This window comes from Reinekea marina (assembly GCF_030409715.1).
Classification (GTDB): Bacteria; Pseudomonadota; Gammaproteobacteria; order Pseudomonadales; family Natronospirillaceae; genus Reinekea; species Reinekea marina.
The window spans coordinates 1,047,470-1,070,496 of the sequence record NZ_JAUFQI010000001.1 but is presented as its reverse complement, the minus strand read 5'-3'; the positions used below and the strand labels follow the sequence as shown (position 1 = coordinate 1,070,496).

Here is a 23,027-nt window from a genome sequence, read left to right as displayed (position 1 = left end):
CGACAAAGGAAGTAACGTTCCGAAGAGCAACGTAACGTAACAGCTTTGTTACATTAATTGCGCAACTAGGAGGGCAATTTGCTCCAAGCCGTCTACGTCGGCCTGTTCAAAGTCATCAAGCTTCTCGCTATCGACATCGAGAACGGCTAAAACGGTTCCATTCTTTATAATCGGAACCACGACTTCTGAGCGCGACAAGCTACTGCAGGCGATATGCCCAGGAAAAGCATCTACATCGGGAACCCATTGAGTTTGATGAGTTTGCCAAGCGGTACCGCAAACCCCTCGACCAGGGGCGATTCGAGTACAAGCAATATCCCCTTGAAAAGGCCCTAGAACCAGGCTATCGCCATCGACTAAATAAAAACCAACCCAAAAGAATCCAAAAGTTTGCCTTAGCGCGGCGCTTATATTGGCTAAGTTAGCAACCGTATTCGATTCACTTTCGGTTAACGCTTTTAATTGAGGAATTAACTCAGCGTATTGCTGTGCTTTATTTAACCCTGCCTGGGTGGTGAGTTGTTCGGCCATTACTACTATTCTACCTTTAAAATGGGCTTTGAAAGTGCCAATTGTTTATACAATTTGTTGGCTTGGTCAGGCATATTACGCTGTTCAAATAGGTCGGCTAATAATACGCCACACTGTAAATCTTGATGCGCCCAGCCTTTTTCTAACCAATTTTGGGCTTGCCCCCAAAGTTGCAACGCTAAATTAAGCTGCCCAGCTGTTCGACAGTAGAGCGCGCTTGGCTGAGCAGGTTCGTGCTGTTCAATCAAGTTTAGCTTTTTAGTCGGCTCAACAACGATGGTATGGACCAGAGACAATAAAGCTTCACTGGTGTTTTGTTTCAGTGTCGATTGTAATTTCTTAAATGCTTGATCGTGCTCTTTAATGGAGACTAAGTAAGCAATTTCAACGGCGACAACTGACTCTAGCGCTTTGATCGCCTTCGGTATTTTCTTCAGTATAGAGCGACCGTTCTCAGCATTGCCAAAATTACGCTTAAGTGCCGCTATCGCGGCTTTTGCTACCCATTCATTGCGCTCATCTGGGTGTATATTGGCCGCAACCTGTGCTTGATCAAGTAACTGTTCAACATGCCCCTGCTCATATAGAGCCTGCCAATAGTGTTGACGAAGCCAAGGTACATGTTGCAACGCTTCATGCTGCTGTACATGGTTCATAAATTGGGCGGGTTCATTTAATAACCAAAGGCGTTGAGCCGCGATGGCATGAGCGAATGTTTTTAGCTCTGGATCATGGGCCAACAGTTCTGCTTGACGTTCAAGCCAATCACCTTGGTGCCAGCCGAGCGCCAGCGTCATAGCTCTAGGCAATCTATCGGAGCCGCCCGCGTCAGCGACACGTTGCAAAGATTGAATGGCTTTATCGTCTTGACCCGACAACCAAGCGTTAATGGCTTGAATGGTCTCTTTTTTTGCCGCCTTTTGGTTACGATGTTGACGGAATCTCTGCCACAGCCTTGTTGGCGCTACTCCTCGCCATATTTGAATAATGATTAGAATAGAGACAAAACTCAGTAAGATTAAGCCAACACCCGCCCAAAAAGTCGTCTCAACGAGCCAGCCATTCCAAGCAATCATCATGACGCCAGAATCGGCCAACATCATTTTTGCCAGCACTCCGCCAATCAATAAGATGGCAATAAACACAATCGCCCAACCGAGTAGTCGAATCATGATTGAACCTCCTCGGAAGCGCTTTGTTCTGACTCATTTTGCTGCTGTATGTAATCGTTTAATTGGTTGACGCTGTTGCCAATATCGGGCCAGGTAGGGTTTAACTTATAACGCTTCAACTGAGTCAACTGGTCAAGGTAGGCGGTAAAATCAAACTGGCTTTTCATTTGAGATAGCTGGTCAATAGATTGCGCTATTGCTGTTTCATACAACGCCTGATTCTGAGCTAAGAGAGCCAGTTGAGCTTGTGCTAATACCATAAGAGTATGTTGACGCCATAATTCAAAATCGCTCTGTAAGGGCGGAGCTTGTACGATGTCATCCATACGAGTAACCACCACCACCTGCTTGATGCTTTGCCAGAACCCTTCAACCAAGTTGGCTTCTGGCTCTATGTTTTCGGCTAATGCTGGTTTGGGCAACCAAGTCAGTTCGCGAACAGCATCTGCGATGGCGGCTAAATGAAAGTAAGTTCCGTTGAGGTCGATCGATTGAGCGTTACGTAAGGCGAGGATATCTTTTGCAATTTGTTCGCGCAGAGGTAACACCGCGGCGGCATCAAGAGAGGCTAAGATGTCATCGGCTGATTTTAGCAAACTGATTGAAACAGCGGCGTTTTTATCTAAAAAAAGTCGTCTTTGCGCTAACCGAGTGAGCGTTAGCGCCTCTTCTAATGGCCAACGGTTTTCGGTTTGATCCGCTTGGCGATTCATCCGCTGGGCTGATTGAACCACCAACGCTTCTATTTTTGCAATTTCATTTGAAATGCCATCGGCATAAGACGCTCGACGATTGCTTACCTCGGTGATTTGCACTTGCGCAGCGGCTATTTGATCGGCCAGTAATTTATTTTGCGCGTCCAGAGCTTCTATTTGCGTTTGAGACTGCTGCCACACCCACCAACCGCCGAACCCACTAAGACCAAGTAATAGGATAACTAATACAATAACGACCAGTAAGAATCGACTCGTAGATTTCGTGCGTGGAGACTCATCGTTTTCATCTATTTGATTAAGATCTTCTTGCCCGACGTTTGGTTCTTCTTTTACAACAGTATCGAGCTCTGGTTCTGCCTCAGAAGAACTCTGTGCTTGCGGTTCATCAATTGATTCATTATTGAGTTGGTTATCTTTATCAGTTTGATCCGTCATAACTCACCTTGTTGTTTGTGCAGCATTGCCGCTAAACCATTAACCGATGCATCGGCCGCCAGAGCAATGTTTGTTAATCCATTTTCGTTACACCAGTGCAATAGCCGCTCAGAGGACACCCAAAATTGACCCGCCCAGGTACGCCAGTAATTTAAATCATCATTCAGCATTGCCTCTCCTAATGCGCTCGAACTGAGCCAAATCGCATCGGACTTTTGAGCACTTGCTTTAATATCCTTTAATATTTGCTTATCTATACTACGAGAATAAACCTGTGTTTCTACGTATTTTTGCCCGGTGCTTTGGAAGTACTCTTTAAAAGCATTTCGGCCACCCTCGCCTTTAACCACCAAAATAGAATCATGGGCTGACATTAAAGGCGCGGCTATTGCTATTACGTCTTCTGCGGTATAACCAGATTCAGGGTAGCGCACCGATAATCCGAAGGCTTCCAAAACTTGTGCGGTACCTGGTCCATTGCATAACCAATTTACCCCAGTTGGCGGCATAGGCCAATAGTGATCAAGCTGTTCAACTAAAACATTAGCAGCTTCTGGGCTGACACATTCAACGACTTTAAATTGATCTATATTCAGCCAAATTTGCTTCATTTCTTCGGTGTGTGGCAACCGCTCTAACCGCCATGGGTTATGCCAAACGATTGAATCTTTCCACCTTGGTATTGCGGCCTGCCAGCGCGCCCACTCTGACTTCGCTTTTGGTACAATCACTTGCACTGTTATTTGCCTAGTTCCGCTAATATTTTATCCGCACCCTGAGCAAATAAGTCTTGAGCAACGGCAATCCCCATTGTTTCAGCTGCAGCCAAATCGTTCGATGCATCGCCGATTAGCTCAACTTTAGACTTCGCGACTAAGAGTGTCTTTCCATCTACCGTGCCGACGCGCCCTTGCAAGGAAAGTGAATGCTCACTCAATTCGGTATAGCCGGCAATAGGCACATCACAACTACCATTTAAAGTCCGATTCATTGCGCGTTCACAAACCAAGCGCAGCTCGGTGGGTGCATGGTTTAACGGTTTCAAAAGTGCTTTTACTGTCTCATCCCCTTCTCGGGTTTCTATACCTACCGCGCCTTGCCCTACCGCTGGTAAAATGAATTCGCTATCAATACTGTGTGCAATTCGATCTTTTAACCCTAAGCGCAACAATCCAGCTGACGCGAGGATAATTGCATCGTAATCGCCAGCGTCGAGCTTACCTAACCGCGTGCCTACATTTCCGCGCAAAAAGTTAATCGTTAAATCGGGGCGTTTCGCGAGCAGTTGCGCCTGACGCCGCATGCTCGATGTACCTACTATGGCGCCTTGGGGCAAATCATCAATCGATTGATATGTATTACTCACGAAAGCGTCAAAAGGGTTTTCTCTTTCACAAATTGCCGCTAACTCAAAGCCCTCTGGTAACACCATGGGAACATCTTTCATTGAATGTACTGCGATGTCGGCTTTATTAGCCAACATGGCGGCTTCAAGTTCTTTTACGAACAGCCCTTTCCCACCTACTTTTGACAAGGTCACATCTAGACGCTGGTCACCAATGGTCGTCATCGGAACTAACTCTACTTGTAAATTGGGGTGAAAGTGCGCCAATTGATCTTTTACAAATTCAGCTTGCCACAAGGCAAGTGGACTGTTGCGAGTGGCGATCCGAAGGTGCTGCGTCATAAAAAGGCTCTCTAAGTAAATTCGCGATTCAATAGGCTCAATTGTACCACCTGACCGACCAGAACCGAACCATGTTACACGCTCGTTACATAAGTAAGGAAACAACCACCTTATGATACAAAAGGTTACAAAGTTTAGGAGTAGTATCGATACGAGCCGACTTACACAAATACAAAAATCTTTCGGCCAGGAGAGCATATGCGTCTAATTTTGGCAGTACCTCTACTCATTACCCTTCTTTTAGCAAAATCCTTTGCTGGGCAAGTAGAAGTTTTACACTACTGGACTTCGGGCGGGGAAGCCGCTGCATTAGAAGTTTTAAAAGAGCAGATGGCAGAGAGTAGCCACCAATGGCTAGATTTCGAAGTCGCCGGAGGTGGCGGTGAAAATGCAAACCAACAATTACAAGCTCGAGTCCTGAAAGGAGACCCTCCAACAGCAGCCTTAATTAAAGGGCTCGACATTCAACGTTGGGCTAGATTAGGCTTTTTAGCCAACTTAAATGATTTAGCCGCCGAGCAAAATTGGGCCAATATATTACCGACTGAAGTAGCCAACGTAATGAAACACAAAGGCAATTTCGTTGCGGTTCCGGTAAACGTACATCGAGTTAACTGGCTTTGGGCTAATTCACGCATACTAAACCAACTCAACATTACGCCACCCACAAATTGGCAAGAGTTTGATGCTGCGGCTCAAAAAATTGCCTCAGCCGGTTACCAAGTAATTGCATTGGGTGATCAAGACTGGCAACACGCTACGCTTTTTGAAACATTAGCACTTTCCGTGGGTGGTCCTGAGTTTTATAGCGACGTTTTTGCCGATCACACCTTTAATGCTAAAAACAGCAAAATACTGGCGCAGGTGTTTGACCGCTATTACCAAGTTCTTCAATACGCAAACCTAAATGCTGTAACGGAATGGACGGATGCAACTGAGAGTGTTATCTCCGGCGAAGCGGCGTTTCAGGTCATGGGTGATTGGGCAAAAGGTGAATTTACCAACGCTAACAAGCAGCCCAACAACGATTATTTTTGCTTACCCGTTCCAGGCACTCAAGAAATGTTTTTGTTCAACATCGACAGCTTTGCCATGTTTAAATTGAAAAAGACTAAACCGGAAGATCAAATCGCCCAAACAGCACTCGCTAGAAATATTATGGGCGAACCGTTCCAAGAAGCATTCAATCTTAACAAAGGCTCCATTCCGGTGCGTACCGACATGTCTCTTACTCGATTTGATTATTGTTCTAAGTTTTCCATGAATGAATTTTTATCGTCGAGTGAAAAAGGTACCTTGCTGCCCAGTATTGCGCATGGCATGGCCACCACCGGGACTATTCAAGGGTATTTTTTAGAGCGAATAGGCGAGCTGACACGCAATCCTGTGTCACCAGAGAAAGCGGCGAAGGAGTTAGTAAAAGCAATTCGCTATGGCCAATATATTATTAGGTAGCCTGTAAGTAGTACGACCTTTGCAGTAGTGCCACATTGTGGCCTACTGCGTTTTTTTATTCGACTGCACAAATGACAAGGCGTAAGTCACGGCCTTGCTTACCTCATCCTCCATCGCCTGCGTTTCTTGGGCGGCTAAATAAAAAGCCATATCGACTGAGTAACGATAATAACGTGCCGGTAACTGGTTTAAAGCGACACAGGCAATGTCAATTAACTCACTTTCATCAATACTGTCGAGTTCGGGCCGTTTTGAAAGGTCGTCCACGACTAGCTTTTCGTAATAATTAGAAATTTGGCTTTCAAAGCTCATAGCTCACCCTTTGCGTTTCGAATGTTGTTGTTTCAATTCAGTTTAGCAGCATATTTCTAGGTGTTCGGATTATTTAGTACATTTAGCTTCGGGCATTAAAAAGCCCCCACACCATGACAGTGAAGGGGCTTGCAGTAGAGGCTTGTTGTCTCTATTCGATATCGAGCCCAGATACATTTTGGAAGCCACGGGGTAGCTTATTGCCACGTCTTCCGCGCTCTCCTAGATAGTGTTCTAGGTCTGCGCCTTTGAGTTTCAGCTTACGTTTGCCAGAGAACACCAACAAGGTATCTTTGGCGCCCACAACTTTTGCGCCCACCATAAGCTCTTCACGAGCACTGGCTCGGCTAGAGGGGATGTTAATAATTTTATTGCCTTTACCTTTGGCCAGCTCTGGTAAATCTCGAACCGGGAAGACCAAAAGCCGACCTTCATTCGTAACGGCCGCGAGGTAATCAGTCGATGCTTGCGATATCGGTTGAGGAGGCAAAACTTGGGCTTCTTTGGGCAAAGTTAACAACGCCTTACCGGCTTTATTTTTACTGACCATGTCACTTAATTTCGCAATAAACCCATATCCGGCATCTGAGCTGACTAAGAATTGCTGATCGGGCTCTCCAACAAGCAACCCTTTCATTTCGGCACCCGGTGGCGGGTTTAACTTAGTGGTAATAGGCTCTCCTTGACCACGGGCTGACGGTAACTGGTGCGTTTGCAATGAGTAAGAACGGCCCATTGAATCAAGTAGCACCGTTGGTTGGTTACTCTTACCTGCCGCAGCAAACGCAAAACTATCGCCTGCTTTATAATTTAAACCTTCCGGATCTACCTCATGACCTTTACCGCTGCGAATCCATCCACGTTGTGATAAGACCACGGTGACGGCTTCTGAAGGGAGTATTTCATTTTCACTAAATGCCACAGACTCCGCTCGGCTCACTAATGCTGTGCGGCGATCATCACCGTATTCTTCAGCATCGGCTAGTATTTCTTTCTTGATCAAAGTACGCATTCGAGCGGCAGAGCCTAAGATTTTTTCCAACTTTTCACGTTCAGCAGAAAGCTCATCTTGCTCACCGCGTATTTTGATTTCCTCTAACTTGGCTAATTGGCGAAGTTTAATTTCTAAGATCGATTCAGCCTGAATATCGCTTAAGCCAAAACGGCTCATTAGCTCGGCTTTGGGCTTATCTTCAGTCCGAATAATCTCGATTACTTCATCAATGTTTAAATAGGCGATCAACAAGCCATCTAAAATATGTAAACGCGCGAGCACTTTATCTAATCGGTATTGCAAGCGCTTACGGACGACATCGGTACGGAACTCAAGCCACTCAGATAGGATAGTGTTTAGTGCTTTAACTTGCGGACGACCATCAATACCAATCATGTTCAAGTTTACACGAATGGTTTTTTCTAAATCGGTGGTGGCAAACAAGTGGTTCATCACTGCATCGACATCAACCCGGTTACTGCGCGGTTCAATCACTAAGCGCGTTGGGTTTTCATGGTCGGATTCATCACGAAGATCAACCACCATGGGCAACTTTTTAGCCTGCATTTGGGCTGCAATCTGCTCAAGAATTTTGCTGCCCGACGTTTGGTGTGGCAGCTCGGTTACGACGATATCGGAACCTTCTTGGATATATTTGGCGCGCATCTTCAAGGTTCCGCGGCCAGTTTCATAAATTTTTTCAATGTCCGCCCGAGGGCTGATCATTTCCGCACCTGTCGGAAAATCGGGTCCGCGCACATGCATCATGATATCTGCAACACTTGCACTTGGCGTATCGATCAAATGAATACAGGCGGCTGCAATTTCTTTCAAGTTATGAGGCGGAATATCGGTGGCCATACCTACGGCAATACCCGTAGTACCGTTGAGCAGTACATGAGGTAAGCGAGAGGGAAGGACCTTCGGCTCGTCCATAGTGCCATCGAAGTTAGGCACCCAATCGGCGGTACCTTGGCCCAATTCTGACAACAACAGCTGAGCGTTTTTATGCAATCTCGATTCGGTATAACGCATGGCCGCGAACGATTTTGGATCGTCCGGTGAACCCCAGTTACCTTGCCCATCGACTAAAGGATAGCGATAAGAAAACGGCTGAGCCATCAGCACCATGGCTTCGTAGCAGGCGCTGTCGCCGTGCGGATGATACTTACCCAGTACATCGCCGACGGTACGAGCCGACTTTTTATACTTAGCGGTATTTTTTAAGCCAAGCTCGCTCATTGCGTAAACAATACGCCGCTGAACGGGCTTTAATCCGTCGCCAATATGCGGCAAGGCGCGATCTAGAATGACGTACATCGAATAATCTAAGTACGCTTTTTCAGTAAATTGACTTAAAGAAATCGATTCTGAAAGATCAGTGTTCTGTTCGGACATTAGGGAACCTGTTTAAAATCAGATAATTAGCGTTGTTGTTGGCTTAGTGTCGCAGTTTCTAGCGATGAGAACAATAGTACCGGGCGGCCGAGCAGCCGCGCGGTCGTTTAAGGTTAACGATGATACTTTGGAGACAATTCAACAACGGCTTCTATAAAGGCTTGAGCGTGTGCTGGATCAACAAACTGATGAATACCGTGGCCTAAGTTGAAGACGTGTCCGGTACCTGCGCCGTACTCGGCCAAGATGCGATCCACTTCAATGCGGATTTTATCTGGGCTGGCGTACAATACACACGGGTCCATATTGCCTTGTAATGCCACTTTATCGCCTACTTGCGCACGGGCCGTGGCCAAAGAGGTGGTCCAATCTAGTCCCAGCGCGTCAGCGCCGCTATCGGCCATCACATCGAGCCACTGACCACCGCCCTTGGTGAACATAATCACAGGCACTTTACGACCCTCATGCTCACGGGTTAAACCTGCAATAATTTTCTTCATATACTTCAAAGAGAACTCGGTATAGGCCGCGTGACTTAAACTGCCGCCCCAACTGTCGAATATTTGAACCGCTTGTGCGCCCGCTTTAATTTGCGCATTCAAGTAGTCAATAATGACATCAGCTAACTGATCAAGTAACGCATGCAACAGCTCTGGCTGCGAATACAGCATGGCTTTGCTGTGACGGAAATCTTTACTGGAGCCACCTTCAATCATGTACGTCGCAAGCGTCCAAGGGCTACCCGTGAAGCCAATTAAAGGCACTTTGCCATTCAACTCTTTACGAATGGTGCTGACGGCATTCATAACATAGCCTAAATGGTCATCCATTTTCGGCTGAATAAGCCGGCTTAAGTCAGCCTCCGAACGAACGGTCTGCTTGAACTTTGGTCCTTCGCCTTGCTCAAAATATAAACCTAAACCCATTGCATCAGGAATAGTCAAAATATCTGAGAATAAGATGGCCGCATCTAAGGGGTAGCGCTCTAAAGGCTGCAAGGTAACTTCACACGCTAAATCGGCATTTTTACACAAGCTCATGAAATCGCCCGCTTGCGCACGTGTTTCACGATATTCAGGCAAATAACGCCCAGCTTGTCGCATCATCCAAATCGGTGTTCGATCAACGGGTTCACGCATCAACGCTTTCAAAAAGCGATCATTTTTCAATTCAGCCACAACTTAGACCCCTAATTAAGTAAGTTAGCCATTATACTGTGACTTTCATCAACTTACGATGGTGCTTACCTAACTATGAACTTTCTTGGCCATTGCCTGTTTTCTGACCAATCGCCAGCAGCGCTTGCGGGCAGCCTGTGGCCAGATTTTGGCTTGCGTCCAAGCGAAGAAGCATCACCTATATTTTTAACCCATTTCGACCGACACCAAGCCATCGATAAATTTACCGACCAGTGCGACGAGCTTGAATCGATTCGACAGACGTTACGACCAATTTTTAGAAAAACATCGCCACTGGTGATTGATCTTCTGATCGATCACTACTTGGCAAAGCACTGGCAAACGTTACACCCCGTGCCACTAGAGCGGTTTGCAAACAATTGCTACCAACATCTGAACCAATTTAAAGAACTCCCACTTAGCCCTCGTTTCGAGCAAACACTCTTTTGGATGACTGAACATGATTGGTTTAACGCATACGCACACTCGTGGGGTATTGAGCGAGCATTAAAAGGTATGTCACGGCGTATACAATTTACCACGCCTTTGGCAAGGCAAGCGCATCAAGCTTGTGCGTTAGTGGCCGAATACGATGGCTGTTTTTCTGATTATTTAGCATCGTTGACCCAGCACTTGAATGCCCAGGATATTGTTCCTGGAATTAAAGACCTAAAAAAGCCCGACTAAATAGGCGGGCTTTTTGAAAAGAACAATAACTTAACGCTTAAACGTCAAGATAATCCATTATGCCTTCTGCCGCTTGTCGGCCTTCGTAAATTGCCGTTACGACTAAATCGGATCCGCGAACCATATCGCCACCGGCAAATATTTTTTCATTGCTGGTTTGGAATTTATAGGTTTGCTGCTCGGGTGCAATAACGCCTTTCCAATCGTTAAGCTTGATACCAAAATTTTCAAACCATGGCGCTGGACTTGGTTGAAACCCAAAGGCGACCAAAACGATATCAGCTTCAAGAACTTCTTCGCTACCTTCAATCACCTCAGGGCGACGACGACCGTTTTCATCCGGCTCACCAAGCTTGGTGGTGACCAACTTAACGCCTTCTACTTTACCGTCGCCAACAATTTCTACTGGCTGACGATTAAATAGAAACTGAACGCCTTCTTCTTTGGCATTACCGACTTCGCGAACCGAGCCTGGCATATTGGCTTCATCTCGACGATAAGCACAAGTGACTGATTTAGCTTGCTGGCGAATAGAGGTGCGGTTACAGTCCATCGCGGTATCACCACCGCCAAGTACAACAACTTTTTTGCCTTTCATATCGATAAATTCACTCGGGTCTTTTTCCCAACCTTGATTGTGATTCACGTTCGATATTAAAAAGGGTAACGCATCGTAGACACCGTCTAAATCTTCCCCGTCAAAGCCGCCTTTCATATTAGTGTAAGTTCCCATCGCTAAAAATACCGCATCGAATTCATCGATAATCGATTGAAACTCAATATCTTTGCCCACTTCGGTATTTAAACGAAACTCTACCCCCATTTCTGTGAAAAGCTCACGGCGTTTAGACATGACGGTTTTTTCCAATTTAAACTCTGGAATACCAAAAGTCAGCAAGCCACCTACTTCTGGGTATTTATCAAATACCACCGGTGTCACACCGTTACGAATAAGCACATCAGCACACCCTAATCCAGCTGGACCTGCACCGATAACTGCAACGCGTTTATCGGTTTTGGTGACATTGGTTAAGTCTGGCTTCCAACCCATGGCGAAAGCGGTGTCGGTAATATATTTTTCTGTATTACCAATGGTGACCGCACCAAAGTCATCATTGAGTGTGCACGCGCCTTCACAAAGTCGATCTTGCGGGCAAACTCGTCCGCACACTTCTGGTAATGAGTTTGTTTGATGGCTCAACTCAACGGCTTCTAAAATATTTCCTTCACTGACCAGTTTTAACCAGTTCGGAATATAGTTGTGCACTGGGCACTTCCACTCGCAATAGGGGTTACCACAATCTAAACAACGATGCGATTGCTCCGCCGCTTGGCGTTGACCCATAGGCTCGTATATTTCAACAAACTCTTCTTTACGCGCGCTCAATTCTTTTTTGGCTGGATCTCGACGGCCAACATCAACGAATTGAAAATCATTATTTAATCGTTCAGTCATTTTCAGTTCTCCGTCAATTATTCAGTGCGTGCACGTGTGGTAGAAAGCAAGTCTGTTAACCCGGCCGCTTTTGGTTTCACTAACCAGAAGTTACCAATATAGTCGTCAAAGTTATCCAACAATTCGGCACCCCATGCACTGTGTGTTTCATCTACGAATCGCGCAATTATGCGGAATAAATGATCACGGTGATTTTCCATTTGTTCAATGTGAATGCGGTGAATATCCACCAACTCGCGGTTATATTTGTCGGCAAAGGTATTTTCCAAATCTAGCACATAGGCAAATCCGCCGGTCATACCAGCACCAAAGTTACCGCCTACTTTCCCTAATACGGCGACCATACCTCCGGTCATGTATTCGCAGCAGTGATCCCCAGCGCCTTCTATTACGGCATGCGCCCCTGAGTTACGTACGGCAAAACGTTCACCTGCGGCACCACCTGCATACAGCTCACCACCGGTTGCGCCGTATAAACAGGTATTACCCATAATAGAAGTTTTCTGTGTTTCAAAGGCACTGCCTTTCGGTGGGCGAATAACAATTTTACCGCCCGACATACCCTTACCAACGTAATCGTTTGCATCGCCATCTAGCACTAGATTTAACCCGCCAGCATTCCAAACGCCAAAGCTTTGCCCTGCAATGCCCGATAAATTCAAGGTAATTGGAGAGTCTGACATCCCCAAATTGCCGTACTTTTTAGCGATCGCGCCAGAGGCCAATGCGCCAATTGAGCGATCACAGTTGCCTATGGTGAAATTGAATTCACCCCCCGATTTAGTTTCAATCGCTTGCTCGATTGCAGCAAATATTTCACGCTGCTTCTCACCTTTGTCAAACGGTTCATTTCGCTCAACTAGACACACTTGTGGCTTGTCACTCGGAATTTGGTCACTGAACAATAAGTTGGATAAATCGAGCGTACTGCGCTTGCCGGTTAAATCGGTACGAGGTGTTAAAATTTGAGTTTGACCGATTAATTCAGATAAAGATCGGTACCCTAAATGCGCTAGGTGCTCACGTACTTCTTCTGCAACAAAACGGAAATAGTTTTTAACCATATCAACAGTGCCGCGGAAATGATTCTCGCGCAGCATCGCGTCTTGTGTTGCAACCCCTGTTGCACAATTATTTAAATGGCAAATCCTCAAGTACTTACAACCCAAGGCGACCATTGGCGCGGTACCAAAGCCATAACTCTCGGCTCCAAATATGGCCCCTTTAATTACATCTAACCCAGTTTTTAAACCACCATCAGTTTGTAAGCGAACTTTGTCTCGTAAATTATTACCGCGTAAAGTTTGCTGCACTTCCGCCAAACCAAGCTCCCATGGCGAGCCAGCATGCTTAATAGAGGTTAACGGACTCGCGGCAGTTCCGCCATCATAGCCTGAAATAGTAATTAGATCGGCATAGGCTTTTGCAACGCCTGCTGCAATGGTTCCAACGCCTGGCTCTGACACTAGTTTCACTGAGATCAGAGCTTCAGGATTAATCTCTTTTAAATCAAAAATAAGCTGAGCTAAATCTTCAATTGAATAAATATCGTGATGCGGTGGCGGTGAAATAAGCGTCACACCAGGGACTGAATAACGTAGTTCGGCAATTAACTTATTAACTTTACCCCCAGGTAGCTGACCACCTTCACCCGGCTTTGCACCTTGAGCAACTTTAATTTGAATAACATCAGCGCTCATCAAGTAAGCGGGCGTTACACCAAATCGACCAGACGCTACTTGCTTAATTTTAGATCGTTTCATAGTGCCATAGCGGCGTGGGTCTTCACCGCCTTCGCCAGAGTTTGACCGACCACCGAGTTCATTCATGGCCACCGCAAGCGCTTCATGCGCTTCTGGTGAAAGTGCCCCTAAAGACATCGCGGCCGAATCAAAGCGAGGGTAAATCTCTTCCACAGGCTCAACTTCAGACAGATCTAGCGAAGGACGATCACTTTTTAATTGCAGTAAATCGCGAATCGTTGCAGGCGTTCGTTCATTCACATAACGTGCAAAATCACGGTATCGCTTTTCATTACCTTGCTGAACCGCATCTTGCAATGCCGTAACAACGTCTGGGTTAAATGCATGATACTCACTGTCGTGCACATATTTTAATTTGCCGCCTTGATCAATAGACTTTCGAGCTTTCCAAGCATCGGCGGCTAATTGAATTTGTTCTTGGTGAAAATGTTCAAACTGCGCGCCTTCAATACGAGTGGTGACGCCACTAAAACATAAATCTACAATATCTTTTGAAAGCCCTACGGCTTCAAATAATTGCGCGCCACGATAAGAAGCTACGGTAGAAATGCCCATTTTGGACATGATCTTAAGCAAGCCTTTATTGATGCCTTTGCGATAATTCTTATGCAGAATGTGATGATCACCAATCACTTCGCTGGTGCGAATCATGTCATCAATCACTTCATAGGCTAGATATGGGTACACAGCGGTTGCCCCAAAGCCTAATGCCACGGCGAACTGATGCGGGTCGCGAATAGCGCCTGAGTCGAGCACAATATTCGTATCACAGCGCAACCCCTTATCTACTAATCGGTGATGAACCGCACCCGTTGCCATCGCCGCAGGTATCAACAACGAACCTTTTTCAAGTGCTCTGTCACTTAAAATTAAAATCTTAATACCATCATGGCTGGCTTGCTCTGCAGCATCGGCCAATTTCACAATGGCGTCTTTCAGCGTCTCGTTCTGTCCATAACTCAACGACAAGGTTCTATTTTTAAACTGAGCTGACGTTTGTTGAAGCATGTTCTTATACTTCAGCGGCGACAAAACAGGAGACGCTAAAATTAAACGAGTAGCATGCTCAGCTTGCGGGGTAAATAGGTTTGCTTCAGGACCCAGGCACGTTTCCAACGACATCACGACAGATTCACGCAATGGGTCAATCGGTGGGTTGGTTACCTGAGCAAATTGCTGGCGAAAGTAGTCCGTAACGGGTCGTATTTTGTGCGATAAAACGGCCATGGGTGCGTCATCGCCCATTGAACCTACCGCCTCCTGACCAGTCTCAGCCAAAATACGTAACACCTGCGTTCGCTCTTCTGAACTCACCTGAAACAACTTTTGATACACGTTAACGGTTTCACTGTTTAAACTTGAGCCGTCACCTTCTTCTGCTTGCTCGAATCGGCTGCGTAGTCGAACGGCATTTTTCTTAAGCCAATCTTTGTATGGGTGGGCTTTCTTCAAACGGTTATCAATAGTTTCCGTTTCTAAAAACTCGCCCGTTTGAGTATCAATGGCCACAATTCGACCAGGACCCACTCGACCTTTGGCCACTACATCTTCTGGTTTGTAGTCAAAGGTTCCTGTTTCAGAGGCCAGGGTAATGTAGCCATTTTTCGTGATTACCCAGCGAGCCGGTCGTAAACCATTTCGATCAAGCATACATACGGCGTATCGACCGTCAGTTAAAACGATGCCCGCAGGACCATCCCATGGCTCCATATGCATAGAGTTAAATTCATAAAATGCTTTTAATTCGGCATCCATGTTTTCTACGTTATGCCAAGCAGGCGGAATCATAGTTCGGCAAGCTCTAAATAAATCCATGCCGCCAAGTAGCATTAACTCCATCATGTTATCCATACTCGAAGAATCTGAACCAGTTGTATTCACAACTGGCTGTAACTCATCTAAGTGTGGGATGTTGTCATTTTTGAATTTAGAAGCACGGGCTTTAGCCCAATTTCGATTGCCTGAAATGGTATTAATTTCACCATTATGAGCCACCAAACGAAACGGCTGTGCCAGAGGCCACTTTGGTGCTGTGTTCGTAGAAAAGCGTTGATGGAAAACACAAATAGCGGTTTCTAGGCTGTCGTCGGCTAAATCTAAATAGAAACCCGGTAGGTCTACCGGCATGACCAAACCTTTGTACGAAACAACGGTGTTTGACAATGAGCAAATGTAAAACTCTTCATCTTCTATCAACTGTTGTTCAGTTTTACGACGTGCGGTGTATAGTTTTATATCGAGTTTTTCGTCCGATTTTGCGCGAACAAATATTTGCTGAATATCCGGTAGGCATTCAAGCGCCATAGGGCCACAAAATTCAGTGTTTGTTGGAACAGTACGCCAACCAAGAACTTCTAAGCCTTGATCGGCAATTTGAGATTCTAAAATGGAACGTGCCGTTTGATTTTTAACAGGATCTTGGCTTAGAAAGATCATGCCTATGGCAAAAGAGTCACCCAATTCAGTTTCAAACAAAGCGCGCGCTTGCGCTTTAAAGAAACGCTCAGGCATTTGTAACAATAAACCACAACCATCACCTGTTTTTCCGTCGGCTGCTATGCCGCCTCGGTGGGTCATGCATGTAAGCGATTCAATAGCCGTAGACAATAAATTATGGCTAGGCTGACCTTCCATGTGGGCGATCAATCCAAAACCACAGTTGTCACGGAATTCCGCCGGGTTATATAAACCTTGACTCATTAACGTTCACCTTTGTTTTGCCTTAAAGCACCTGAAATTTATGTGTTTCGACGATTTTTAAAGCGATTTCAAATTAGTTGATGAACGTCAGTTTAAGGTCAATTACATCTTCAACCTAATTATAACGGTATAATAAGCTATATTAATTTACAGCAGTCTCCCGAACATCCCTAAACGAGCGGATCCAAGGAGACTCTCCTTCAAACCGTTTAGGCAATTCAGTCAGTGCCTTTTCGGCCTCTGCCTTGGAGTTAAACTGCCCATATATGAGCACAAACCAAGGTTTTCCTTGGTAGGTGGTTTCAACTATGTCGACTTTTTCCGGGGCACTAAACTCTTTAGTCACTGAGTCTAACTTGCTTCGATCTCTTACTCCCACTAACTGCATGGTGAATTGCGCATCCTCAGCCCTGTCTAAAAGAGTCGGCTTGCTCATGGGCACACTAGACTCAGCAACGACCGCTACTTCACTTGCCTGCGCTTGAACTGGCTGATCAGGCACTTCTTCAGTGGCTGGCGCAGTTGAATCGCTTTGCGGGGAAGTTTCGTTCAAGCTGGGTTCTGGCTCTGATTCACCAGGCGCTTTTTCGGCATCAGTGGTACTCGGAGCTTGCGTTGGCGATGTTTGCTGCGATTTAGCATCAATTTTTGCAGCGGCATCCGCCAGCTTTTGTTGTACGTTAGAAAGTGGCGCCGAGCTTACTGGAACTTCGACGGTATCAACTTGGTCTTTGTTTTCATTTAAATTATAAAGCAAAGCGATCGTCACAATGGTTAGCGCGGCAACACCTGCGATCACATGAGTTAGCGGAAAACCTTTGGTTTTTTCAGCGGTTCGAAACGTAGAGCCAATAAGATAGTCTCTTGCGAGCTCATTTAGAGACAGTAAAGAGCCTTGAGACATTTGATTTAAGCGCGAAATATCTTTAGCTGCAAACGGCAAATCGCCAACATTGCCTGCCGCAACCAACCTGTCTTTTAAATATAAGGTGGCATCTTCATCGGTTAAGGGCAGTAAGGGGTAGTTGAACCAATCATCTTCATGCAGTTCTGCAGCCGCCGCTTCAGATTCGATCAACCATAACTGATGTAATCGATGATCAAGGCTTGCTGAGGGTCTAAATTGATGTGCCAGAGCAAGGATCGGCTCTGGCAAATGATCGGCGAATTGAACAACCAACAGAAAGGCTTCACCGGCTTCAGTTCGAGATGCAACTATTTGATTGATTTGCTGAGTCATTAGCTCAACATCGGATTCAACTTTTAGCCCTAATCCTAATTGACCAACAATCTCACGCAGAAATTCGTCGTGGGTTTCTATTTCGCTGCCATCTATCCAAGCAATACGCCAATGGTCTTCAAGCATTTTAACCACATGCTGTATAAGCATTCGCTTGCCTGACCCGGCCGGTCCAATCACCAAACCGTCTTGGGGGCTATAAGTCAGCAGGTGGCGAATCGTCTCGGCTATTTCGTAACGACCCCCTGCACCACTAAATACCATTGCATCGACAAGAGCGCCAAAAGGATCGTATTTCAAGCCATAAAAGGACTGCATTCGTTCGGATTGTTCAGATAAATCCACGTATTTCTCCAACCTATGCGATTAACAGCCATTTAAGCGGCTATTAATCTCGCTGTCTAGAGTAATAGTGCTCTTTAATGGCAAAAATGATTTAAGGTGCGTAAAAGATCTTCTTTTGAAAAGTCTGAGGTCACGAATGCTTCGCCTAAGCGTTTCAGTAGAATCAACTTTAACGTGCCTGAATCTACTTTTTTATCCCTATACATTGCATCTACGTACTGCACAGCCGTCATGCCTTTTGGCGACTCAACAGGTAAGCTGGCTCGCTTAATTAACTGTGATAAGCGTTGGGCATCTTCAGCAGTGATGTACCCTAATTGTGCTGACATATGTGCCGCCATCACCATGCCTATTGCCACCGCTTCTCCATGCAAATAGGTGCCATAGCCCATGGTAGTTTCAACAGCGTGGCCAAAGGTATGACCAAAGTTGAGCGTTGCTCTAATTCCTTGCTCTGTTTCATCTTGCGTGACAACAGATGCTTTTATTTCACACGATTTAGAAATTGCATCAATTAAGGCATTAGACTCCAATGCAAATATAGCGTCGATATTTGCTTCTAAATAGCTTAAATATTTTTCATCGTGCAATGCACCATGCTTAATAATCTCAGCAAACCCTGCGGCAAATTCTTTTTTCGGTAAGGTATTGAGCACAGCTGGATCAATAAAAACCGCTAAAGGTTGTTTAAACGCCCCAATCATGTTCTTTCCCAGTCGATGGTTTACGCCTGTTTTGCCACCAACAGAGGAATCTACCTGAGATAATAATGTTGTAGGGATTTGAATAAAGTCTACGCCCCGCTGATAACTGGCGGCCGCAAACCCAGTCATGTCACCTATAACGCCACCGCCAAGTGCGACTAAGGCAACCTTTCGACTGTAGGGTTTTTCTAGCAATGCATCGAATATCAAATTGATCGTATCAAGAGTTTTGTGTTGCTCGCCATCGGGCAATACAACAGCCTCTACAGATTTATTCGCTCCTTCAAGCGCCTGTTTTATCTTATTTAGATACAATGGAGCCACGGTTGTATTCGTTACAATCATGACTTCCAAATGAGGTATGGCTTTTAAAAGAAGCTCCGGTGTAGACAAGCAGTCACCAATATAGATTGGATAAGACCGATCACCTAAGGCAACAGTTACTGTTTTCATGTTTACTCTTCTAAAAAAGAAAGGATTTCCTGCATTACAAGCTTGGTTGGCTTTAAGTTGGTATCGATATAAAGATCTGCCACCTCACTGTAAAGCGGGTTGCGGACTTCTGCCATAACTTCTAATGTTTTTTTAGGGTTTTGGGTTTGCAGCAAAGGCCTATTTTTATCACGACCCGTTCTTTGCAATTGCTGCTCAACCGATGTCGCTAAATAGATTACCACGCCAGATTGCACGATACATTGCCGATTTTGCAATCTTAAAATGCACCCACCTCCCGTCGCTATTATCTGCGGAGGCTCTTTACACATTTCGACGATGGCTTGAGTTTCGCGATCACGAAAGCCTTCTTCACCTTCAATATCAAATATCCAGGGAATCGTCGCACCAGAACGCTCTTCAATCTCTTTGTCGATATCAACAAAAGAGCAGCTAAGCTGCTCTGAAAGTAATCGACCAATGGTGCTTTTTCCTGCGCCCATTGGTCCGACTAATATGAGGTGTTTCTGTAGAGGCATTAGTTCGCCACGATTCCCTCTTCAATAATCTTCGGTGTAATGAAGATTAATAACTCAGTTTTCTCTTCAACTTCCGACGTACGACGGAACAGGCCACCTACAAAAGGTAAGTCTCCTAAAATTGGCGTCTTATCCGTACTGGTGTTTTTACCCACTCGGTAAACACCACCAAGGACGAGTGTCGCTCCGTTGTCGACCAATACTTGGGTTGTCACGTTGTTCACATCTAACGTTACAGCACCTACGGCACCCGAAGAAGAAATAGAATCCTGGTTAATTTTCAATTGCATAATGACACGGTCATCAGGCGTTAACTGAGGAATAACATCTAACTTTAAGCCAGCTTCAACAAATACGGTTTCACCATCAGGACCGGTAACACCGATACTTTGACCCGAGAAGATACTGGCCGATTGTCCGTCAGAGGTAATCACCTTAGGTTGAGAAACAACCTCAGCATCCCCTTGGCTTTCTAAGGCGGCAATCTGTAGATCAATCAATGAAAGACCCGCACGAGATAGCCCGATTGAGAAAGTATTGTTAGAGGCACCTGGTGGTAATCCTACAAAGAAAGAGCTTGGCGTACTGAGGTTGCCACCTAAATTAGGTTCTGCAGCGCCTTGCCATGTTACACCAAACTGTTCACTTGCCGAGGTTCGAGCCGTAACAATTCGAGCTTCAATCAACAGTTGTTTAACCGGGACATCAAATACTTCGATGGCTCGACGAATGCCGCTCAAGTTAATGGCAACGTCTGTCACGATCAGCGTATTGGTACGTGTATCTACTACAACACTGCCGCGTGGCGATAAGAAGCCATTCGATAACGCTGTCGAGGTTTCTGTCGTGGAACCGTCTTCATTGGTCGTTGTCGTGGTATCAGAGCCACCACTTTGCGCTTGAATGATTTGTGCAATGTCTTCGGCTTTAGCATAATTAATCTGCACGTACTCGGTTCTAAGCGGCGCTAATTGTATTGTTTGTTTACGCGCTTCAAGCTCTAAACGCTCTTGCTCAGCTAATTCTGCCGCTGGCGCAACTAACAACACATTGCCGTTTTGACGTTTATCTAGGCCATTGGTTTTAAGTACTAAGTCTAAGGCTTGATCCCAAGGCACATTATTTAAGCGAAGTGTAATAGTGCCGTTAATCGAATCAGAAGCAACTAGGTTTATGCCAACGTAGTTTGCAATAATCTGTAGAACATCACGCACTTCAATATCTTGGAAGACTAACGAAAGCTTATCGCCGCTGTATGGGAATTTTTCTTTAAGCCGCTCTTCTTCTTCTGCCGCAGTCAATTGATTAACTTCAACGGTCATTCGGTTGTCGGCTTGATAAGCTAAATAGTCATAAGCGCCATCAACTTCTAATCGAATGATAGCGTGACCATCTTCATTATAAACGTTAATAAACTGCACGGCCGTTGCAAAATCCACAACATCTAATCGGCGTCGCAGTTCAGAAGGAACTTCAAAGCTGTCTACCTGAATGTAAATATCGCCGCCTTTTTCGAAAACAGAAGCGTTCGCACCAGCGTTGGCAAATTCTACAACTACTTGGCCTGCTCCCGATTCAGTACGGCGGAAATCAACATTTTGAACTTCGTTGCTTTTAGCAGATAAGGCCGGAGCACTTGATACCGCAGGCGTTGCCGTTGCAGCAGACGTTGGTTTAGTTTTTGAAACTAAAGACTCTGCACCATCACCAATAAATATGGAGACCACATTGCCGTTAACTTCCGTTGCATAGCTTACTAATTTTGTCAGACTAAATACAACGCGTGTACGGTCACCAGTATCTAAAATCGCTGCATTTCGAGTGTTTCCGCTGCCGATCTGTATGTATTTTTCGCCAAGTAGGCTAGAAGCACCGGCGAAATCAAGCGAAATTCGCGCTGGATCTTCGATACTATAACCAACGGGCTCTGGAGCGATTCCGTCAAAGGTTAGGACTATCTGGGTCCGGTCACCTGATAACGATAATACTTCCAAATCCGTTAAACTCGACGCAACCGCGTTCGACAGGAAGCAGATACTTACGAAAGCAAGCAGTGCTTTATAACTTTTTATAACGTTCACTATTTTCACCTCACCACCCTTGCTCATTGCTCTATGCCATCGAGAACAATGGCTCTCGGGCGCTCTACCCAGTTATCGTTCCCTGACGGGACAATTTCAATTAAATCTATTTGCGTTTCTGAAATATCGATAATGCGACCAAAATTACGCCCTAAGTAGTTGCCTACTTTTACGCGGTGCACTTCGCTTTGGCCGTCTTTCACTAAGGCCCATAACACTTCTTCTTCATCTAAACCGTTTAACGTACCCACCATAGTGATGTTTTCGATACGGAACGTTTCTAAATACTCTTTCACCCGATCAAAATCTGGTTTCACGTTACTCTTTGGAGCCGCTCGCTCTTCTTGAATAAGTTCAATAGGCCGAGGAACTTCAAAAGGAGAGCGGTTACCACTGGCCGTGTAAGAAACCAGATCTGGTGGTATAAATTCTGGCGGTGGCGGAATAGTGCCTTTAGGCCGAGAATCTTGCTCATTTACATATGCTTTAAGATCGGTCAATGGATCTTGCTGAACGCAGGCGGTTAATACAGATACAACCGCTAGTGGCAGTAATAAAGACTTTTTCATCATTAGTCCTCCGCCTTATAACGATACGTTTTGGCTGAAATCTGCATGGTCAGCGGTGCAGCGGCTTCATCACTTGCTGAGCTTCGCGACAGAGTCGTTATGCTAAAATCATGGAGCGTCACAATTCTGGGGATCGCCGCCATTGCGCTTACGAAGTTACCCATTTCATGGTACGAACCACGAACGGTGATATCGATTGGCGTTTCAATGTAAAACTCTTTAACTTGCTCGCCTCGTGGTGTGATTTTATCAATCTCTAAACCACTTTGCGTACCCGTTGTGCTTATGTCATCAAGCAATCCTGGCATTTCTGTTTCATCAGGAAGCTGAGACAAAAGTGCACCGAAGGTTTCTTCCATCTCGGCTAGCTGCTCTTTAAATGCATCCAAGTTTGCAACGCGGAACGATTTAGTACGGTATTGCTCTTTAAGACCCTGCTCTTTGCCCTGTTCACGAACAAAACGCTCTTGCGAGCCTTTTACAGCAAACCAGTAAAAGCCGAACACAATTAATACGGCCACTAACAATAACGCCGTCATTCGAACAACCAAGGGCCAAGACCCTATGTTATTGAAGTCTGGGTTTTCGTAATCGAATTCTTTAAATCCTTCGAAAAAGCTTTTTGCACTCATA

General features: G+C 45.5%; 19 protein-coding genes. 2 read left to right on the top strand and 17 right to left on the bottom strand.

The genetic code is table 11. The annotated features are described in order from the left end of the window. Positions 1-48: 48 nt before the first annotated feature. Genes QWZ13_RS05585 through hemC form a run of 6 tightly spaced genes read right to left on the bottom strand, consistent with a single transcriptional unit; the run spans position 49 to position 4,541 of the window. A complete protein-coding gene (locus QWZ13_RS05585; RefSeq protein ID WP_290280887.1) occupies positions 49-531 on the bottom strand; it encodes a GAF domain-containing protein in 483 nt (160 codons plus the stop codon). Between the two features lie 5 nt (positions 532-536). Beyond that, positions 537-1,607: a heme biosynthesis HemY N-terminal domain-containing protein gene (locus QWZ13_RS05580; RefSeq protein ID WP_290283283.1), complete on the bottom strand. Its 1,071-nt coding sequence runs from the start codon at positions 1,605-1,607 to the stop codon at positions 537-539. Then, positions 1,579-1,740, bottom strand: coding sequence for a hypothetical protein (locus QWZ13_RS05575; RefSeq protein WP_290280886.1), 162 nt, complete (start codon positions 1,738-1,740; stop codon positions 1,579-1,581). The genes QWZ13_RS05580 and QWZ13_RS05575 overlap by 29 nt, the downstream gene beginning before the upstream one ends. Beyond that, positions 1,700-2,854 (bottom strand): uroporphyrinogen-III C-methyltransferase, encoded by a 1,155-nt coding sequence (locus tag QWZ13_RS05570; protein ID WP_290280885.1) that lies wholly within the window; start codon positions 2,852-2,854, stop codon positions 1,700-1,702. The genes QWZ13_RS05575 and QWZ13_RS05570 overlap by 41 nt, the downstream gene beginning before the upstream one ends. Then, positions 2,851-3,591, bottom strand: a complete 741-nt coding sequence (locus QWZ13_RS05565) for a uroporphyrinogen-III synthase (protein WP_290280884.1) — start codon at positions 3,589-3,591, stop codon at positions 2,851-2,853. The genes QWZ13_RS05570 and QWZ13_RS05565 overlap by 4 nt, the downstream gene beginning before the upstream one ends. Before the next feature lie 2 nt (positions 3,592-3,593). Continuing rightward, positions 3,594-4,541, bottom strand: a complete 948-nt coding sequence (gene hemC / locus QWZ13_RS05560; RefSeq protein ID WP_290283282.1) for a hydroxymethylbilane synthase — start codon at positions 4,539-4,541, stop codon at positions 3,594-3,596. A 198-nt stretch (positions 4,542-4,739) separates the two neighbouring features. On the opposite strand from hemC, the gene QWZ13_RS05555 reads away from it, so the two are divergent. After that, positions 4,740-5,996, top strand: coding sequence for an ABC transporter substrate-binding protein (locus QWZ13_RS05555; protein WP_290280883.1), 1,257 nt, complete (start codon positions 4,740-4,742; stop codon positions 5,994-5,996). A gap of 42 nt (positions 5,997-6,038) precedes the next feature. Here the strand turns inward: QWZ13_RS05555 and QWZ13_RS05550 are convergent, their stop codons facing one another. The 3 genes from QWZ13_RS05550 to hemE form a co-directional block, all read right to left on the bottom strand. Next, the gene (locus QWZ13_RS05550) at positions 6,039-6,308 is read right to left on the bottom strand and encodes a late competence development ComFB family protein (RefSeq protein WP_216001391.1); all 270 of its coding nucleotides are present in this window, start codon (positions 6,306-6,308) and stop codon (positions 6,039-6,041) included. A gap of 151 nt (positions 6,309-6,459) precedes the next feature. Next, the gene (parC, locus tag QWZ13_RS05545) at positions 6,460-8,700 is read right to left on the bottom strand and encodes a DNA topoisomerase IV subunit A (RefSeq protein ID WP_290280882.1); all 2,241 of its coding nucleotides are present in this window, start codon (positions 8,698-8,700) and stop codon (positions 6,460-6,462) included. A 113-nt stretch (positions 8,701-8,813) separates the two neighbouring features. Next, positions 8,814-9,878, bottom strand: coding sequence for a uroporphyrinogen decarboxylase (gene hemE, locus QWZ13_RS05540; RefSeq protein ID WP_290280881.1), 1,065 nt, complete (start codon positions 9,876-9,878; stop codon positions 8,814-8,816). 75 nt (positions 9,879-9,953) lie between these two features. Between hemE and QWZ13_RS05535 the strand changes: the two genes are divergently transcribed. Then, positions 9,954-10,565 carry an acyl carrier protein phosphodiesterase gene (locus QWZ13_RS05535; protein WP_290280880.1) on the top strand — a complete coding sequence of 204 codons (612 nt, stop codon included), beginning with the start codon at positions 9,954-9,956 and terminating at the stop codon, positions 10,563-10,565. A gap of 37 nt (positions 10,566-10,602) precedes the next feature. Here the strand turns inward: QWZ13_RS05535 and QWZ13_RS05530 are convergent, their stop codons facing one another. The 8 genes from QWZ13_RS05530 to QWZ13_RS05495 all read right to left on the bottom strand — a co-directional run bounded on the left by QWZ13_RS05530 (position 10,603) and on the right by QWZ13_RS05495 (position 23,026). Then, positions 10,603-12,021: an FAD-dependent oxidoreductase gene (locus QWZ13_RS05530; RefSeq protein WP_290280879.1), complete on the bottom strand. Its 1,419-nt coding sequence runs from the start codon at positions 12,019-12,021 to the stop codon at positions 10,603-10,605. A 17-nt stretch (positions 12,022-12,038) separates the two neighbouring features. Continuing rightward, positions 12,039-16,484, bottom strand: a complete 4,446-nt coding sequence (gene gltB / locus QWZ13_RS05525; RefSeq protein WP_290280878.1) for a glutamate synthase large subunit — start codon at positions 16,482-16,484, stop codon at positions 12,039-12,041. A gap of 142 nt (positions 16,485-16,626) precedes the next feature. Further along, positions 16,627-18,069, bottom strand: a complete 1,443-nt coding sequence (locus QWZ13_RS05520) for an SPOR domain-containing protein (protein WP_290280877.1) — start codon at positions 18,067-18,069, stop codon at positions 16,627-16,629. A gap of 74 nt (positions 18,070-18,143) precedes the next feature. Next, positions 18,144-19,226: a 3-dehydroquinate synthase gene (aroB, locus tag QWZ13_RS05515; protein ID WP_290280876.1), complete on the bottom strand. Its 1,083-nt coding sequence runs from the start codon at positions 19,224-19,226 to the stop codon at positions 18,144-18,146. A 2-nt stretch (positions 19,227-19,228) separates the two neighbouring features. After that, on the bottom strand, positions 19,229-19,744 hold the full coding sequence (gene aroK, locus QWZ13_RS05510; protein ID WP_290280875.1) for a shikimate kinase AroK: 516 nt from the start codon (positions 19,742-19,744) through the stop codon (positions 19,229-19,231). Continuing rightward, positions 19,744-21,852: a type IV pilus secretin PilQ gene (locus QWZ13_RS05505; RefSeq protein WP_290280874.1), complete on the bottom strand. Its 2,109-nt coding sequence runs from the start codon at positions 21,850-21,852 to the stop codon at positions 19,744-19,746. Before QWZ13_RS05505 ends, aroK begins: the two co-directional genes overlap by 1 nt. Then, positions 21,849-22,397 (bottom strand): pilus assembly protein PilP, encoded by a 549-nt coding sequence (locus QWZ13_RS05500; protein ID WP_216001401.1) that lies wholly within the window; start codon positions 22,395-22,397, stop codon positions 21,849-21,851. The genes QWZ13_RS05505 and QWZ13_RS05500 overlap by 4 nt, the downstream gene beginning before the upstream one ends. Then, on the bottom strand, positions 22,397-23,026 hold the full coding sequence (locus QWZ13_RS05495; protein WP_290280873.1) for a type IV pilus inner membrane component PilO: 630 nt from the start codon (positions 23,024-23,026) through the stop codon (positions 22,397-22,399). The genes QWZ13_RS05500 and QWZ13_RS05495 overlap by 1 nt, the downstream gene beginning before the upstream one ends. Position 23,027 lies beyond the last annotated feature (1 nt).